Origin of the sequence: Aliiglaciecola sp. NS0011-25, assembly GCF_040370605.1 — a bacterium.
GTDB lineage: Bacteria > Pseudomonadota > Gammaproteobacteria > Enterobacterales > Alteromonadaceae > Aliiglaciecola > Aliiglaciecola lipolytica_A.
Window position 1 is genome coordinate 164290 of record NZ_BAABWR010000010.1, and the last position, 15662, is coordinate 179951.

19 protein-coding genes are annotated in these 15662 nt (G+C 39.7%); 8 read left to right on the top strand and 11 right to left on the bottom strand.

Going from position 1 to position 15662, the window contains the following annotated elements:
* Nucleotides 1-8: 8 nt before the first annotated feature.
* The 10 genes from ABWV72_RS10795 to dusA all read right to left on the bottom strand — a co-directional run bounded on the left by ABWV72_RS10795 (nucleotide 9) and on the right by dusA (nucleotide 6515).
* Complete coding sequence (locus ABWV72_RS10795) at nucleotides 9-767, bottom strand: TIGR04219 family outer membrane beta-barrel protein (protein ID WP_342805237.1); 759 nt, start codon at nucleotides 765-767, stop codon at nucleotides 9-11.
* Between the two features lie 4 nt (nucleotides 768-771).
* Nucleotides 772-1764: a DUF2333 family protein gene (locus ABWV72_RS10800; protein ID WP_216048907.1), complete on the bottom strand. Its 993-nt coding sequence runs from the start codon at nucleotides 1762-1764 to the stop codon at nucleotides 772-774.
* Between the two features lie 56 nt (nucleotides 1765-1820).
* Nucleotides 1821-2279 (bottom strand): copper chaperone PCu(A)C, encoded by a 459-nt coding sequence (locus tag ABWV72_RS10805; RefSeq protein WP_303499203.1) that lies wholly within the window; start codon nucleotides 2277-2279, stop codon nucleotides 1821-1823.
* Between the two features lie 181 nt (nucleotides 2280-2460).
* Nucleotides 2461-2790, bottom strand: a complete 330-nt coding sequence (locus ABWV72_RS10810; RefSeq protein ID WP_342805239.1) for a hypothetical protein — start codon at nucleotides 2788-2790, stop codon at nucleotides 2461-2463.
* Nucleotides 2791-2814: 24 nt separating this feature from the next.
* On the bottom strand, nucleotides 2815-3015 hold the full coding sequence (locus ABWV72_RS10815) for a PspC domain-containing protein (protein WP_216048910.1): 201 nt from the start codon (nucleotides 3013-3015) through the stop codon (nucleotides 2815-2817).
* A 96-nt stretch (nucleotides 3016-3111) separates the two neighbouring features.
* Nucleotides 3112-3771 (bottom strand): phage shock protein PspA, encoded by a 660-nt coding sequence (gene pspA, locus ABWV72_RS10820; protein ID WP_353370486.1) that lies wholly within the window; start codon nucleotides 3769-3771, stop codon nucleotides 3112-3114.
* Between the two features lie 453 nt (nucleotides 3772-4224).
* Nucleotides 4225-4644, bottom strand: coding sequence for a MarR family winged helix-turn-helix transcriptional regulator (locus tag ABWV72_RS10825; RefSeq protein ID WP_342805241.1), 420 nt, complete (start codon nucleotides 4642-4644; stop codon nucleotides 4225-4227).
* Between the two features lie 155 nt (nucleotides 4645-4799).
* Nucleotides 4800-4961: a hypothetical protein gene (locus ABWV72_RS10830; protein WP_216048913.1), complete on the bottom strand. Its 162-nt coding sequence runs from the start codon at nucleotides 4959-4961 to the stop codon at nucleotides 4800-4802.
* Between the two features lie 14 nt (nucleotides 4962-4975).
* A complete protein-coding gene (locus ABWV72_RS10835) occupies nucleotides 4976-5263 on the bottom strand; it encodes a hypothetical protein (RefSeq protein WP_216048914.1) in 288 nt (95 codons plus the stop codon).
* Nucleotides 5264-5486: 223 nt separating this feature from the next.
* Nucleotides 5487-6515, bottom strand: a complete 1029-nt coding sequence (gene dusA / locus ABWV72_RS10840) for a tRNA dihydrouridine(20/20a) synthase DusA (protein WP_353370489.1) — start codon at nucleotides 6513-6515, stop codon at nucleotides 5487-5489.
* A 181-nt stretch (nucleotides 6516-6696) separates the two neighbouring features.
* Here dusA and ABWV72_RS10845 point away from each other — a divergent pair, with 181 nt between their 5' ends.
* Entirely contained in the window at nucleotides 6697-7770 is a 1074-nt protein-coding gene (locus tag ABWV72_RS10845; protein WP_353370491.1) for a tyrosine-type recombinase/integrase, read from the top strand.
* Nucleotides 7771-7891: 121 nt separating this feature from the next.
* Nucleotides 7892-9058 carry a tyrosine-type recombinase/integrase gene (locus ABWV72_RS10850; protein WP_353370493.1) on the top strand — a complete coding sequence of 389 codons (1167 nt, stop codon included), beginning with the start codon at nucleotides 7892-7894 and terminating at the stop codon, nucleotides 9056-9058.
* A gap of 386 nt (nucleotides 9059-9444) precedes the next feature.
* On the opposite strand, the gene ABWV72_RS10855 is transcribed toward ABWV72_RS10850, so the two are convergent.
* Complete coding sequence (locus ABWV72_RS10855; RefSeq protein WP_353370495.1) at nucleotides 9445-9693, bottom strand: hypothetical protein; 249 nt, start codon at nucleotides 9691-9693, stop codon at nucleotides 9445-9447.
* Nucleotides 9694-9839: 146 nt separating this feature from the next.
* On the opposite strand from ABWV72_RS10855, the gene ABWV72_RS10860 reads away from it, so the two are divergent.
* The 6 genes from ABWV72_RS10860 (at nucleotide 9840) to ABWV72_RS10885 (ending at nucleotide 14811) form a co-directional block, all read left to right on the top strand.
* On the top strand, nucleotides 9840-10103 hold the full coding sequence (locus ABWV72_RS10860; protein WP_353370497.1) for a hypothetical protein: 264 nt from the start codon (nucleotides 9840-9842) through the stop codon (nucleotides 10101-10103).
* 118 nt (nucleotides 10104-10221) lie between these two features.
* Entirely contained in the window at nucleotides 10222-10842 is a 621-nt protein-coding gene (locus tag ABWV72_RS10865) for a hypothetical protein (protein WP_353370499.1), read from the top strand.
* Nucleotides 10839-11444 carry a hypothetical protein gene (locus ABWV72_RS10870; RefSeq protein ID WP_353370501.1) on the top strand — a complete coding sequence of 202 codons (606 nt, stop codon included), beginning with the start codon at nucleotides 10839-10841 and terminating at the stop codon, nucleotides 11442-11444. The genes ABWV72_RS10865 and ABWV72_RS10870 overlap by 4 nt, the downstream gene beginning before the upstream one ends.
* Nucleotides 11437-12015: a hypothetical protein gene (locus ABWV72_RS10875; RefSeq protein ID WP_353370503.1), complete on the top strand. Its 579-nt coding sequence runs from the start codon at nucleotides 11437-11439 to the stop codon at nucleotides 12013-12015. Before ABWV72_RS10870 ends, ABWV72_RS10875 begins: the two co-directional genes overlap by 8 nt.
* A 902-nt stretch (nucleotides 12016-12917) precedes the next feature.
* Nucleotides 12918-13799 (top strand): hypothetical protein, encoded by an 882-nt coding sequence (locus ABWV72_RS10880; RefSeq protein WP_353370505.1) that lies wholly within the window; start codon nucleotides 12918-12920, stop codon nucleotides 13797-13799.
* 667 nt (nucleotides 13800-14466) lie between these two features.
* Entirely contained in the window at nucleotides 14467-14811 is a 345-nt protein-coding gene (locus tag ABWV72_RS10885) for a hypothetical protein (protein WP_353370507.1), read from the top strand.
* Nucleotides 14812-15662: the final 851 nt, after the last annotated feature.

Below are 15662 nucleotides of genomic sequence, written 5' to 3' on the forward strand. Positions count from 1 at the left end.
TTATTGACTTAGAAGTGTATTTCGATCCCGGCAAATGCACCACTAAACTCTAAATCTGAGTAGATATCATCTAGATCTTCCAACTCTAAAGAAGTCGCTCTGTAGCCCAGTTGTAGCGTCATATCAATCGCCAAATTGTCTATAAATTCGTAAGCTAACGCGATTTCATAATCACTCAAAGAGTGGTCATCTATCGCCAAATAACTGCCCTCTGCGTAAACCCCTAAGCCGGTAAAAGGTAGGCCAATGTAAAGTTTTGAATACACCATAGGCACAACACCAGAAAACTCTTCTCTGGCAAAGTTAGAGGCGTCCGCCGTTTCTCTGACAAATATTTCACCGTCTACGTATTTCCCATTGATGCCGAAATCAAAACTAACCAAATCGTTATCAAATAATTCGTAATACAAAATAAAGTCGGTATTGCTCATATCCACTTCCGTGGTCAGCGCCGTGTCTACACTAAAAATCTCACCATTAAAGGTGAAAGTGCTATTTAGTGTAATATCGCCACTGGTATCTAGGGTTGTTTGACGAACTTTGATATTCGGTAACAACGGGATTGGATGCTCTAATGCGGCATAAAAACTCGACTTAGTTTCAGTATCAAAATTAAATCTGGTTATATCAGCATCGTTGGCAAATCCACCTTCGGTATCCATATTCCAGCCTTGGGCACCCACATACAAACCGAGTAGAGTATCTGCTTGGGCAGGTACAGCGACTACGGATGCGGCTAAAATTAATGATTTGACTCTATGTTTCACTCTTTTATCCTTGATTTAACAGTTCATTTAATTCGATTAAAGCAGCATTTGCTCGGGAAATATAGTTCGCCATGACTAATGAGTGATTAGCTAACATACCTAAGCCACTTCCATTTAAAATCATCGGACTCCAAATAGTTTGCTGGGTTGACTCTAGTTCACGAATTATTTGGCGTAAACTCACAGTCGCATTTTTTTTCTCAAGCACGTCAGCAAAATCGACTTCTACCGCTTTGAGAAAATGAATCAGAGCCCATGCGGCACCTCTTGCTTCATAAAAATTATCGTCGGTTTTCCACCAGCTGGTTTTTTCATAACGCTGTTTAGGTTCAGGTGTAGACTGTCTAGCTTGTGCATCCCCAGCTAAATCTGTGTTTAGCACTTCTTGGCCGACACTGGCACTTAGCTTCTGTGAAAGATTGCCTAATCGTTTTTCTACTTGCTTCAACCAATCCCTCAAGTTATCTGCTCGAGAGAAAAATTGCGCACTGCCTTGGCCTTTATCAGCCAAATCAGTTCGATAAGCATACAAATCTTTAAGCGCGTCTTGGTACATTGACTCTGCTGAAGGAAGCATCCAACTCAGGTGATTCATATTTAACGCTGGCTGCGCTTTTATTAACTCTGGGTTTTCCATAGATTGTGACTGCGAGCGACTAAAATCTTTGCGCATTGCCAACGCAAGATCACGGGACATTTCTAACACTCCAAATTCCCATCTAGGCATGTTATCCATGAATATTCCCGGCGGCATAACGTCGTTTGATAAATAACCACCCGGTTTATCCATTAACGATTCCACCACACGAATCAGTGTATGAGTTGTTGTGTAACCTACAACCACATTTTCCGAATTCGCTTGAGCATATGATTGAGCTTCAGTTCTCACATTGAACGAATCAGGTTCTGAACTCCAATAGATAGAAACTAACCAACCTATAAACACAATTATTAGGAAAGTGGTGGTGAGCCATTTCGCATTTAAAAAACGTTGCATAATATGCTTCCTGTATTTTGAATTAATGACACCTTACACGCATAACATCATCTATTCTAATGATGGCTATGTGACTTTTCTTTGCCGGGCATAACCGCTTTTGCTTCTACCTGAATCGTTTTTTGATCTTCGCTGACCAAGGTAATTAAAACCCTTTGATTTTCTGACAATGGCTTTTTAAGACCAAATATCATTACGTGTAAACCACCAGGTTTGAAGGCGACTGTTTCCCCAGCTGGTATTTTAATTTGTTCTTGTTGTTGCATACTCATCATACCGTTTTCCATAACATGAGCATGCAATTCAGCTTTTTCAGCAATGTCGGTGCTGGCGGATACCAGAACCACATCTTTGTTGGAAGTATTTTGGATTTTAAAATAAGCAGCTGTATTAGGAACTGTTGGCGGTAATAAACGTACTGTTGCATCTGATATTTTGATATTTGCAGAGCTAGCAAAACTACAAACCAATAATCCGATGAAAATCAACCACGGTTGCTGCTTGACGAATTTCATAAACTGCCTTTCCTGAATAATAAATTTCCCGTAATTATCAATTAATTCACGCGCTTTTACCAGAATAGTCAGCGCTTTTTCAGTTGTGAGTTGTTTATCGTCTCACCTAATAATGGCGGCAGATTATGTTGTGCGGTTAATAACGGTAACTGGTATTCATGCGGCCCGGCGATTTTTACCGTTAGTATTGAGTTGGCCGCTTGTCTTTTACTAACCAGATAATGAAGGCAATCACCAGTAACATTGGCCAAAACACAGTAACGCCAGCCAATAACATAGCCACAAACGCAACAAACAAAGCCAATGCTATGGCACCAAACACGCTGATAGCGACAATAACACCAACAATGGCCATTACGGCGCCAATAGCGGTAACCCCTACAACCGACTCCATCGGACCAAATATATGCTCATCTAAATGAATCGAGAAATCAAACCACTCGCTAACCAAGATACCGCAACTGTAAGTAATAAGTACGGCAATCAAAATAGCTAAAATAAGATTTTTCATCGCATTCTCCCTACGAAACTAAGGTTATCTTGTTGGAATTAACAAAACCGCTAACAGATAAGCCACACCAACAACCATTGGCATAAAAATAAAGGCTGCGATAGCTGCGATTCTTACAATCCAAGCATCAACACTAAAATGCGTTGCAATGCCTGCACATACGCCGCTAATTTTGCCACGAACCGTGTCACGATATAGTTGATTTGTATTTAAATAGTCTTTCATGTTGATACTCCTACAGAAATTAGTACGTTTTAATCGAAGGCCCAAAAATTTCAGGCCTTACGAATAAACATTTTAGAGATTGCCGAGCCGACTTTGTTACGCGACTTTCTTGCGCAGCGCAGCCAACTCTTTTTCGATATTTTCGTCTTGTTCAAGCTTCTCGATTTGCGCACTTAAAGATTGGCTTTCAGACACCAAATCATAAGCTTCGACTTGTGATTCTAAGTCGTCGATACGACTTTCATAATGTTCGAACCGAGCAATTGCATCGTCAATTTTTTCGACACTCTGAGAGGTTTTCGCTTTCAGACGTACTGACACTGATTGCTGTCTAATATCCAACGCTTTTTGACGACTTCTTGCTTCTTTAAGTTTCTCTTGCAAACGTGAAGTATCGTCTTGCAATTTAGCAATAGCCTCTTCAACCACGTCCATTTCTTTGGTTAGCAATTTTAACGACTCTTGCGCTTTGTTTTTTTCTACTAAAGCGGCTCTAGCTAAGTCTTCACGCTCTTTTTTAAGCGCGACTGTGGCTTTGCTCTGCCAATCTTTAACTTGTCCCTCTAGCTTTTCCTGTTTGCGCACTAAGTGTTTTTTATCAGCTAAACTTCTTGCCGCAACTGAGCGTATTTCTACTAAGCTCTCTTCCATTTCTTGCACTATTAGGCGAATGACTTTTTGTGGATCTTCCGCTTTGTCTAAGATGGCATTAAGATTTGCTTGTACTATGTCTGACATTCTTGTGAACATACCCATTTTTCGATCCTCCGAGATTTATATGAGTGTTGTATTTTGAATTACTTTGATAATTCTAAATTCAATTTTCTTTACCAGTACTTCTCTTATTACAAACTACGTGCCAAACTTTCAAATACAGCTAAACCATTGTTTATTATCTACTTTTAATGTTTTCACCTGAAATTAAAAAATACGTTTTGAATTTCAAATTAGGATATTAGTCAAATTCGCTAATTAGTTGGTCAAAATATTAAAACTAGGAAAGCGTTATAAAATAGCGGCAGATAAATGTTCGATGTCTGAATTAAGGGCGTGAAAAAACGTCATAGTGATGGGAGTATGTTGTCGGCGCACAACATATCTTTAGAGAGATCGCGATCTCACCAGGCAAACCAACAAACCTCTGAAAAGTGAGTAGTACTTTTAGCAAGTCCGCTAAACCTAATACTAGGGTTTGAAACGGACGGGCAACTAAAACTTCTTAAGTACTTCCAGAACAGACTCCATTTGATATTGCCTTAAGTCAGATACACTATTCTCAGAAAAGTGTTTAAAGCTGACAGATGCATCTTCATACAATGCAGCACCTGTGGCCGATAACTTAACCAAACTTATTCTGGCGTCTCTTGGATTTTTTTGTTTTTCAATGAGGTGAATTTTTTCTAGAGGATTCAACATACGTGTTACACCTGAAGCTGTCATACCTAAAGCTTCAGCTAAGGCGATTCGACTCATTGTGTGCATCGGTTGATTAGACAAAACATGCAATGCCATGTACTCACTAAAGCTAATCCCGTGCACACTTAAACTACGATCAAGCTTTTTATTAACCTTTACAGCAGCTAAGTTCAAATTGATTAACAGCGACATAGAGTCAGTTAGTTTTTTCATTTCATATCCAAATCATTAATTGACACATCAAGTATATATCAACAATTAATTTAGTGAACCATTATTTTAGATGACAAAGCGGACAGGATGGAAAGTTATTTAAGCTAAGGATGGATAAATTTCGAGAGGGTAATTTAAATAAAAGATGACGGTCTCTACTGCGCGTTGCGACCGTCATGATATTGGAGATTAGAACCATTAACCGGTACTGCATGGCTGTTCTTTTTACACTCGACCAGACTAAATACTAATGCTGCTGCGAGGTAGGCCATTACCGGTGCTAATAATAGAGTAAGTAGATGTATGTGGTTAAACATAGTTAGTCTCCTTACTATTCAGCTTTATCACTTTCTTCTTTTTTAAGTTCAGTGTCACTGTTTAAATCTGTAATGGTTACGTTAGTTACATAATCTTGTGAATCAGACTCAAAACCAATTGAATTGTTTACTGTCAAAATGGCCTCTTCAACACCGTATGATATTTCTTCTTTAGTAACGCTAACTGCTTGTGAAATAAGTGAACCAACAAGTTGTTCTACTGATACATTTGCTGCATGTACAGATGAAGCTACGAATAAACCTGAGATAAGTACTGTTGCTGCTGTGATTTTCTTAAACATAATAATTTCCTTAGTAGTTGTGCTGTATGTGTAACTGATTATTCAGTTACTAGTTAAGTCGCAATCATTATTGCGATAGTTGTGCCAACTACTAAAAAAAATTACATCCATTTGTTTTTTAAAGGATTTTCAAAAAACATGGGACGCGACAAATAAACCAAAGAACATTTTTTTGAAGTAAAAAATAATATTTTAGTGTTTTTGACCAAGTCACTTAGCGTTTTTAACCAACTTGGTCAGGTGCATGAGTATTGCGAAATTGTTCCGCTTGGAATTGAGCTTCATCCAGAGTATCTAATGCATCATGCAATAACTCAATGCCGACACCTTTTTGAGTACCATTCTGACTTAAGTATCTGCGCCAAATACGCGCACCTGGTTGTCCTTGGAATAAACCGAGCATATGCCGAGCTATGTGCCAGATTCGGGTATGAGGTAACTCTAATTGGACCTCTGCATACTCAATCATTTTTTCAACAACCTGATGACGAGTTGGAATAGCATGGCTATCGTTGTAAAAAAGCTTATCAACCTCGGCTAAAATATACGGATTGCTATAAGCCTCGCGACCTATCATTGCCCCATCTATATATTTTAAGTGTAAGGCCACATCGTCCAACGTCTTCACTCCACCATTAATGCTAATGTGCAAATCTGGAAATTGCTCTTTTAAATGATAAACACGCTCATACATCAAAGGCGGTATGTCGCGATTCTCCTTCGGACTTAAGCCTTTTAACCAAGCCTTACGGGCATGCACAATAAAGGTATCGCAACCAGCATCCGCGACTTGTTCGATAAATCTGGTCAAATCTTCATACTCGTCCATTTCATCGATACCAATACGAGATTTCACAGTCACTGGAATATCTACCTCGGCCTGCATACTCTTAATACATGCAGCAACGGTTTCTGGCTCAGCCATCAAACAAGCGCCGAAGCGTCCATTTTGTACACGATCAGACGGACAGCCAACGTTAATATTCACCTCATCATAACCACGTTGTTGGGCGAGCAACGCACAGCGAGCCATATCCACGGGATCCGAACCACCTAATTGCAGCGCAACTGGATGCTCTTCATCATTGAAAGCTAAATAATCGCCCTTACCAAAGATGATAGCCCCCGTTGTCACCATTTCGGTATAAAGCAAAGAGTGTTGTGAAATCTGTCGTAAAAAATAACGACAATGTTTATCAGTCCAATCCAGCATTGGCGCGACGGAGATGGTGCGGTTGATTAAATCAGTCACGACAAAACACCTAACATATTGATTTTATTTATCATTATTAACCTAAAGAAGTTTCTTCCCAAAAGAACAAACACGCAAATTTTGCCATATTTTACCCCAAAATGCCCTCTCGGGGGGAACAAATACACGGTTTTGGGGGAACAAATTTGGATAGCAAAATATGTATTAAAGAGGCTTACTAATGGCGAATTATAGCATTACAAAGAGAGCGAGTAAAAACGGTAATTCATACAGTGTTAGAGTTAGAAGCAAAGAGAAAGGGGTTGTCATATTTAGTAAATCTAAAAGTTTTAAATCAAAGGTGTTAGCAGTAAAGTGGGCTAAATCTACTGTTAATAAAGTTGAATCGAATCTCGACAATACCACTTTTGATCTTATTGAATGTACTTTAGGACAATTGATTGAGCGGTATTTAGAAATGAAACAGAAATCAGGTAGACCCATTGGGCGTTCAGCATTCTTTGCATTTCGTCAAATCCTTAATTATCCAATAGCTAAAATACTCACCAATAGATTAAATGCGAAAGATATCGTTAATTTCGCAATCGATAGAAGAGATAGCCCATCAACTCCAAGTCCATCGACTATTGCAGTAGATATTAGTTGTTTACGTAAAGTTCTGAAAATCGCTAGACCTTTATTGGGAATAAATATAACTGATCAGGCTGTTACTGAAGCATACCCAGCATTACATGATCTTAAACTTATTTCTCGATCTGACAGGAGAGAAAGAAGACTGCAAGGGGATGAGTTTCAGCTTTTATTAACAAGTTTAAAAAGAAAAGAGTCTCATCCACATTGCCAAATTCCGTATCATGATATTTTTCTCCTATCTATTTTAACTTGCTGCCGAATAAGTGAGTTGTGCAATATGCAATGGAAAGATCTAAACATTGATAATGCTACTATTATCGTAAGAGACCGAAAAAACCCAAATGGAAGTATTGGGAACAACAGTGTTTTGCCATTATTGGGAGACGCATTAAATATAGTTAGACGACAACCCAAATTAGATAATCGAATTTTTCCTTTTAACTCTAAATCAATAACAACAGGTTTCCGTAGAACAATTAACCAGCTTGGAATTAAAAATTTACGATATCATGATTTACGTAGAGAAGGGGCGAGCAGGCTAATTGAGGAGGGTTACAGCCTTGAGGAGACAGCCCGTATCACTGGACACAATGACTTAAATATATTGTGGAAAGTATATATTTCAATTCATCCGCATCATTTTAGGACAAAACGCAAATAGTGATTCATATTATAAAATATATCCAAATCACACTGGGCCTAATCAGGTCAGACCAGAGTAAGGGGGTGAACCCCCTACAATAGTGAAAAGTGAAGCATTGAATTGGTAACATATTGAAATAATGGCATTTTATAGCATTAAAAAAGTTTATTCCCGAGGTTTTGTCCGCTATAAAGCACGTGTGCGGCACAAAGTTAAAGGTAAAGATTTGAATAGTCGTTCGAAAACATTTGATACAGAAGCGGAAGCGACATCCTGGGCAAGTAGAATCTTAAATTCAAATCTAAAAACCGCAGGTAAAAGAACATACAGCAATAAAAACACGTTATTATATACTAATATCAAATTAAAACCTATTAATTCTAAATCATCATTAAATAGTCTTATTGACGAATTTCTAACTAATTACGCGTTATCGAGAACTTACAAAGGAGCACTTCGTCAAATAAAAAATTACGAATTAGGCTCACTTTCAATCGAACAAATCGACTTAAAATCTTTGATCAGATTTTGCAACGACAGAATAGACAACAAAGCAGAAACTTCAACCATAAATATTGACATCAACGCTCTCAAATTTGTCCTTAAAACATATCAAAAAATTAATGACATTAGTTTTGACGTTAAACAGTATGAAGAAATTCGAAATGCGTTAATAGATTTAAGCCTGATATCTAAATCGAAAGAAAGAACCAGAAGATTAACCGTTGAAGAATTTGACATGTTAAATAATTATTTTGAAGAATATAGCCAATCGAAAAAAGTCAAAACTCCATATGCGAGCATGTTTAGACTTTACATCTTAACAACAATTAGAAGAAGTGAATTAATTTCGGTAAGTAAAGAGTCAATAGACGTTGAAAACCAGTTCTTAAAGATCGTACCTAACAAGCAAGGTAAAAGGAAAAAAGATATACGAGCAGTTCCGTTAACTAAAGATATGATAAAAGAATTTGAAATTATAAATGATTTTTATAAATCAAAAGGAATTAAATTAAAAAATACAATGCCACTTTTCGATATTAAGCCGTCGACAATGACTTCTGTTTTTATAAAGGCAGTAAAACACCTTAAATTGGGAGATCTGAGGCTACATGACTTGCGCGCGGAAGGAATTTCTAGGTATTTGGAGCAGGGGTTGACCGTTCCGCAAATAGCTGTTTTTTCAAACCACTCTGATTTTAAGATGATAGAAAGTGTTTATAACAGAATGCAAGTTTCTGAGGTTGCAAAGTTAGCAAATAAGCTAACAAATCAAAAAGATAGTATTAATGAATTGGCTTACTAGACCATTAATTTTCTTTAGAAAGTATCAATAAATGTGATCGTTCAATTAAAGTCAATTTACCAAGGCAGAATCGTACGTTATGTTCAATAGGCACGGCCTAGTGGGTATAAGGAATTGCTAGCTTGAGCCTCTGTTGTTAAGTTACGGTTTCAGCAAGAACCAAGTGATAAAGTGATACAGACCGATGTGACGCATTTAATTCAGTTAAATTGCTCAAATCAGAAGCTTTGACGCAATAGTTTAAGTTTCTAAATACGCTGACTAGAAAATTATTTTTTCTTGGTCTTCGCCACTAAAATTGCCCCACCGACAATGATAGCCATGGGCAATAAAAAAATTAAAGCTTCCATTTTGATTCTCCTTTTAAGAATGTATCAGTCTAACGTTTAGAACTTGCCTTCCAAGAAACGAAAGAAAGGGACTTGCTTTTTAACTGATAGATAGCAGGCAGTTGCAAACAGCAGTAGTGTGCCTATTGGCCCAAATACCGCGGCCGTTATCAGTAAATAAAGGGGTAATGTAAAATCATGCGCAACGTCCATCTGTTCTATTGTCGCATGAGCCAAAGCAATGCTGATGAATACTACTATTGTCCCCGCAAATAAATCGAGTCGTTTATGCTTAGATGCTGCCATATTTCCTTCCTGTATTGACTGGTTTTCGGATTTTCCTAGGTTAACTTTCCCATAAAATCTGTAATAAAACAGCTTTTGGAAACTTCCAAAAAACACCGCTTTGCCATTGAACCGTTAGGCTGTGCCTAAAAAGCAAGGAGGATGTCATGAGTAAAATACTGCAATACCCCCAATTTAGAGAAGTGGAAACACTACTCACACAAAACGGGTTTAGCCTCTGCGAATTTAATCACGAGCAATTAGAAAACCTTGCCTTAACTATTCAGCTACTTCGTCGTGAACGCGGTTTCTTTTGCCCTTCACTGTTGGTGGCGATGGTGTCGCTGCTTAATCATCACTGGCAACCTGCTGATTTGGTGGCTTTGTTCCCTAATGGTAATTCGCCACATTTAGTCCATTTACACGACTAAAAGCCGGTTATGTTGATGCTGTTTACTGCGCAAATTTCGTTGTCTAAAACCTTTGCAATCACGTTTTATTTCATTAATGTACTTATGTGCCTCGAGAAAAATTAACTAAGGAAAAGACATGTTAGGCACACACCAATTTACCGTATTCATTCAATCTTTATTTGCAAATAGCCGCCCTCCCCTTAACACCTATTCGCCCTTCTTAAGGATAACCAAACCGCTCATTGATATATCCAAACGTACCAATATCAACCAGTATATGCGACATCTCGACACGCGATATAACAACAAAGACACAATACAACGCGCCTTAAGACGCGAACAGTCAGCATTACTTGACGCGCTGCTAGCGGGTATGGGATTTAGACCCATGATGTTACAAGCATTGGTTCAGCGCGGTTACGACATCACAACACATGGTGAGCAAGACCTGCTGGTCACAAGAAAAGGGGCAAAAGCGATTGTGCGCCTAGCACGCCCTTCAGAGTTAACCGGCTCATTAGATAACTCGTGGCAGCAACAAGCCATATTGGCGCTTCACAATGTCCGCGTAACACATGACTGTGATGCAGCAATTTATATCACCCCTGGCAGTGTTTCGAGTCAGCTTCGCTGGCTAACAAAAAACCACGACCTATTCGTCTTGTCCAGTTGGGAAATATTACGCCTGCTCCATGATACGCAATTATGGCACTCCCCTACATTTAGCTTGCTGGATAACACAGGAGGCCGCGCATGAATGGGATTTGTGTTCACGCAATCACGGTGTATCTGCCTGTAACTGCATCACCTAACCTATTGGGCAGACAACATTTTAACGTAACGATTAGTTACACAGAAAAAGACAACGCTGCGTCAATTGTGACACTCAACTTGCCGCTAAAAGAAACCACCTATCTGATGACGTGGCTATCCACAAAGGTCCCCCATCATCGCAGCAACGCGAAGTCATTGGGGCGAATCAAAGCAGCCAAATTAGCCACTTTATTGACCGGTGAGCTGGATATCGATTTTAAAACCGACCTTCACGCATACCAATTTTTTAAACAACACTGCGAAAGTAGCAAGCTTCGATTGCTCCTGGGCAATGACGCCGATGAAGTTGTATTGAAATTAGAAGCAAATCCTCACCACAAGGTGCTCGGCGGTTATCTGGGCGGAGAAACAGAAAGTAAAGACAAGAGCCGTTTCAAATCTGAGCTGACTCGGCAGATAGGCAATCCTGACTTGGTCAATCTGCTTCTGCCACAGCAAGTCAAAAAAGAGAATGGCAAACGATTACTTAATACCTTTTATCAACCGCTAAACAGCCTAGACATAAAAAGGAATGACGATGAATAAATTAAAAGTCGTAGCATCGATAATAATACTTATCGCCGCGTTTGTTTTAATCCTTCATGATGTTGTAGTCGTTGGACTGCACGCCTTTTTAGGGGCTTTCTTGTTTTTCCTGTATGCGATGATAACGTTTGAAGATCCACCCAAAATTCGCGAAGTTAAGCCCGTCCCTTACATATCGCCCGCCATGTTTTATGAAAACCTGCGCTTAGAAAAGCGCAGGCAATGTTTGGAAAATGTGGCCCTTCGAAAATACAAACGCGACAAAGCAAAAAGAAGAAATGGATATTCGGGCATGAAATCCCTTCCTGATATTGTCACAGCCGTGTCCTCAAGTATTTCGTTCACGGATGATGACCTCGCAGTCAATCCGGCAACAGGCGAAGTAATGATAGGCGGTATTGGCGGAGTAGATACTAGCGGTAACCCTTATGGCTCCGATTCGCATGATTCAGACAGGGCTATGCCCATTGATGATACGGGGATTGATACATTTAGCGATGATAGTTTCAGTTCATTTGACGATAACGCTTGGTCTGATACTAGCATCAGCACCTTCGACGATGACTGGTAGAGCACAAGCAAAACAAAGCGCTGACCAAACTCAGTTTGGCAGCACTTTATTTCCCGTTAGGGTGATCATGTTTGATTGCTATCTAAATTAAATCATATGTGGCGCTCTCCTGTTATCAAAAAATGGGATTTATCAGCCGTTTTAAGGGCAACTATTTACAGCAATCAAACATGAACGGCTGATTTGTACCTGCTTGTTAAATCCCCCTCAATCGGCCAAATTTCAGGTGGTTTTTCAACAAAGCGACGTCAATTTAGCACAGTTAAACTCGGTAAATAAAAAGCAGATTATGCTTTGTTTGTGCTGATAAGCAGCGTGCACTTGTCAGCATGACAAGCTGCAAAAACGCGTTTGCAACGCAAACCAATAAGCCGCGTAGCGAGCAACAAACAAGGTTTGTTGGTAGCGTAGCTAGGCACTGTCCGAGCTTGTTCGGACTAAAGGTAAATACGTTTTTGCTTCAGCAAAAATTTGATTGAAGGGTGGAACACCCAGCAATCAAACCACCATTTTTTCGGCAGAAAAATGGCGTCAGCGATAGCTGAAAAAGACAGTTTGAAAAACGTCTTTGCCGCACGGCGTATTTGCCTTTAGTACGAGCAGCGCGAGGACAGTGCCTCTTAGCATTGACGTGCTAGTGAGGCACGAACGTAGAGTCAGCACGTCACGAGAGTGACATCAGTGCTGGCGGGCACTTCAAGGCGTTCATTAAAAGTGCGAAGCACATTTAATGATACCCTCACTGTTTATCGCCTTTGGTTTTTGTGTCGTTTAGCGTGTCGTGACGGATGCAACAGCATCCCGACAGCAAAAACGATAGTTTTTGTGTTCAAGCACCGGCGCATTTCGCAAGTCCCATGCCTATTTTAAGTTGAGCTTAAAATACAAAATAGGATGTAACCATGCATACAAAAAAGAAGATGTTGAGTGATACACACTGGCATACCATTATGGCGCGATACTTTGCTATCAATATGCGTTATCACGCCGGACAATCTAACCATGAAATGGGTCAAGCACGGCGAGAATTAACCACGGTGATTGTCGCCCGTTTTGGGCTTACATCCCCCACCGTGTTAAGCCATCTGTATCGTATCTCTTATCGACAAGCATTAGAGCACTTAAACAAACTGGTTAAACAAGGCTTGTTAATCTTAGTCATTACGCATCGTTCAGTGGATGGCCGTATTTATATTTGTGATGCCGATGGTGCTAAATACGCAGAAGAATTGACAGGCCTTCCCGTGTATTTTCGGCGCATTACACCGCCTGAGCGCGGCGTAAATATGAACAGTGTCATGCACGATTTGATGAATTCATTCGTTTTACTCAAGATGATGACCGAATCGTCTCGATTTGATGAAGGTTACTATGCGTACAACGGCATGGTGACAGAAAAAGAATGTAAACGCATGATGAAAAGGTCTGACTTTCGCATCGTCGATGGCTTGTTACAAGAAGTCACCGAACACGGTTCGTCGCGTATTGCCATTGAAATCGAAAACTCATTCAAGAACAAAACGCAGCGCAGTGTTATTTTGCTGAAATACCTGGCAGGCATGAATGCAGGTGTATACGACAAAGTATTTCTCGTGTCGCAATCCCAGGCGATTTTTGCAGATATTAAACGACTGCATGAGCAGTTGCTAGACGAGCTCACCGAAGTCAAAGACAAGAAAACAGGGCTTCCCCTGTTAACTGTTGACGACGCGCAGCGGCTCAAGCATTCAATTATTTTTAGAACAAAATATTGTGATGAGTTAACGGATATTTTTTATCGTTAAAGGCAAATCGGGCACTCTACAAAGAGTGCCCGACTTATTCTGCAAAGATGACGCAATGCAGGGCCGACATGCCGCTTCACAAACAATTTTGTTGGTTCCACGGCCAGTAAACTATTCCTATCTTCATTCACTCACTAAAGTGTTTGCTCGATGGTAGGACATCGATAAAGTCATTCTAAGTGTGTCGACTAACCGAGAGTTTTTATCAGCTCTCGTTAATGTTAAGTAGTTACGGTTGAGGGAGATTTGTCGTAAGGATGTCTACTGATAATTGATTACTCATCCAATTTTATCAATTCTGCATTAAGACGATTGTTAGCACCTTCCGACAATGTGGCAAAAAAACAATTTCTATACTTATTAATGAAAGCTATTTTTTTGCAACCATTTCTACATTGTGAACAACTAAGCCGCTACCGAAAAAACCTAACTAAGGCTTGATTGGCACTGTACACCCACACAGTAACGATGGTTATTCCGTACTATTGCAAAAATATGGAATAAAGTGGCTTTTAACCAAAAGTCTTGATTGAAATAAGGGTTTATTTTTAACCTGTACAGAGACTTACAACATGTGTTAAAAAAGAACTATGTTAGATACAGGAAAAATTCCTTGTTGGTTTTAAGGATTTTTTCTAGCTAATAATATTGTTAAGTTTTCGTAACAATGAGAGCAATACTATTACCTGTAGCTTTTCTTTATTCACTCACCGCAAATGGAGAAAATGAGTTGAACTGGCCTTTTGATCAAGCTGAAAATGTAGCTGCAATTACAACTAAGCAGGTGGTGGAAGCATCATTTCCCATATTAATGGTGGTGCATTACGAGGATGACGATTCTTGGGCATTTACTTGTGGTACAACGAACAAATCGGAAGACCTAATGATTGTGGGCATGGGCGAAATCGTTAGCCTAGATTCTACTCTACATTCAATTGCTGATTTGCCTCCGGGATGGAGTGCTGTACGAGAGTCGGTAAATTCCGAATGGGTGCGCACAAAAGATGAATAAACTTAACAAGTTTGTCAACGGGACATTTTTTGCTACGCTCCGTTTTGCGGTGGCTTCGCCACTTTACCGCAAAACTACACTACACAAAAAATGCCCGTTACAAAGGCGTTATATGTGCTTTAGCTTTTAATTTCTGTAGCTTTAAAATTGGTTGCCGGGTGAGCTTAGTATTCAAGGTTATTAGTGCCGCCCGCCATTCAATCCTTTATTAACACTGATGTCGATTGCGCTGAAAGGTTAATTAAGCGGCGGTAAATCGGTAATTAAAGTAGAAAGCTAGATTTGCCTAGAAATGTTGTTTTCAAGTCGGTAAAAATTACTCAGCGGCCAATGATGATTTTACGTTCTCTCTAGGATGGTTTAAGGTATAGACAACATCAACCGCCAAGCAAACGGTTGTTTCAAAGGACAGAAAATGGCATCAGCTTTAGGTTTTTCATATAACAAATCCATTAACCGGACACTGGCAAGAGCGGCCAGCGCCGGTTATGGAAGGTGTTAGAAGGCGCTAGTTTAAGGTGCATCGTTGTTTTGAATCCGCATGAAATGGCAACATCGTTTCTTTTTTCTTCAAGGTGGTTTTCACAACAATAATCTGTTCTTCAGCTAAGGCTATTTGAACTGTGTAGCTGTTTCAGGCTATCTTTTAACAAGGAAATTACAGTGATTATTATCTGGTGGTAGTATTAGGTGATACTGTTATTCAACAGACAAAGGATGTTTACAGCATGTTTATTGCGCCGTCTAACAAAGCAAATCAAGTACGCTCCTTCGTCGCCGGACGCATTCTCGCTGGCTGGGGCTCATTCTTCGCCAAGCATAGCCAGCAAGCCTGCGCCGCTTATTTGAAA

What these genes read in the sequence shown, in the direction of transcription:
- ABWV72_RS10825 (WP_342805241.1), bottom strand. Translation starts at nt 4,644, where the DNA reads ATGAAAAAACTAACTGACTCTATGTCGCTGTTAATCAATTTGAACTTA.
- ABWV72_RS10865 (WP_353370499.1), top strand. Translation starts at nt 10,222, where the DNA reads ATGTTAGGCACACACCAATTTACCGTATTCATTCAATCTTTATTTGCA.
- ABWV72_RS10800 (WP_216048907.1), bottom strand. Translation starts at nt 1,764, where the DNA reads ATGCAACGTTTTTTAAATGCGAAATGGCTCACCACCACTTTCCTAATA.
- ABWV72_RS10860 (WP_353370497.1), top strand. Translation starts at nt 9,840, where the DNA reads ATGAGTAAAATACTGCAATACCCCCAATTTAGAGAAGTGGAAACACTA.
- ABWV72_RS10875 (WP_353370503.1), top strand. Translation starts at nt 11,437, where the DNA reads ATGAATAAATTAAAAGTCGTAGCATCGATAATAATACTTATCGCCGCG.
- ABWV72_RS10880 (WP_353370505.1), top strand. Translation starts at nt 12,918, where the DNA reads ATGCATACAAAAAAGAAGATGTTGAGTGATACACACTGGCATACCATT.
- ABWV72_RS10845 (WP_353370491.1), top strand. Translation starts at nt 6,697, where the DNA reads ATGGCGAATTATAGCATTACAAAGAGAGCGAGTAAAAACGGTAATTCA.
- ABWV72_RS10835 (WP_216048914.1), bottom strand. Translation starts at nt 5,263, where the DNA reads ATGTTTAAGAAAATCACAGCAGCAACAGTACTTATCTCAGGTTTATTC.
- ABWV72_RS10870 (WP_353370501.1), top strand. Translation starts at nt 10,839, where the DNA reads ATGAATGGGATTTGTGTTCACGCAATCACGGTGTATCTGCCTGTAACT.
- ABWV72_RS10810 (WP_342805239.1), bottom strand. Translation starts at nt 2,790, where the DNA reads ATGAAAAATCTTATTTTAGCTATTTTGATTGCCGTACTTATTACTTAC.
- ABWV72_RS10805 (WP_303499203.1), bottom strand. Translation starts at nt 2,279, where the DNA reads ATGAAATTCGTCAAGCAGCAACCGTGGTTGATTTTCATCGGATTATTG.
- ABWV72_RS10815 (WP_216048910.1), bottom strand. Translation starts at nt 3,015, where the DNA reads ATGAAAGACTATTTAAATACAAATCAACTATATCGTGACACGGTTCGT.
- ABWV72_RS10885 (WP_353370507.1), top strand. Translation starts at nt 14,467, where the DNA reads ATGAGAGCAATACTATTACCTGTAGCTTTTCTTTATTCACTCACCGCA.
- pspA (WP_353370486.1), bottom strand. Translation starts at nt 3,771, where the DNA reads ATGGGTATGTTCACAAGAATGTCAGACATAGTACAAGCAAATCTTAAT.
- ABWV72_RS10830 (WP_216048913.1), bottom strand. Translation starts at nt 4,961, where the DNA reads ATGTTTAACCACATACATCTACTTACTCTATTATTAGCACCGGTAATG.
- ABWV72_RS10855 (WP_353370495.1), bottom strand. Translation starts at nt 9,693, where the DNA reads ATGGCAGCATCTAAGCATAAACGACTCGATTTATTTGCGGGGACAATA.
- ABWV72_RS10850 (WP_353370493.1), top strand. Translation starts at nt 7,892, where the DNA reads ATGGCATTTTATAGCATTAAAAAAGTTTATTCCCGAGGTTTTGTCCGC.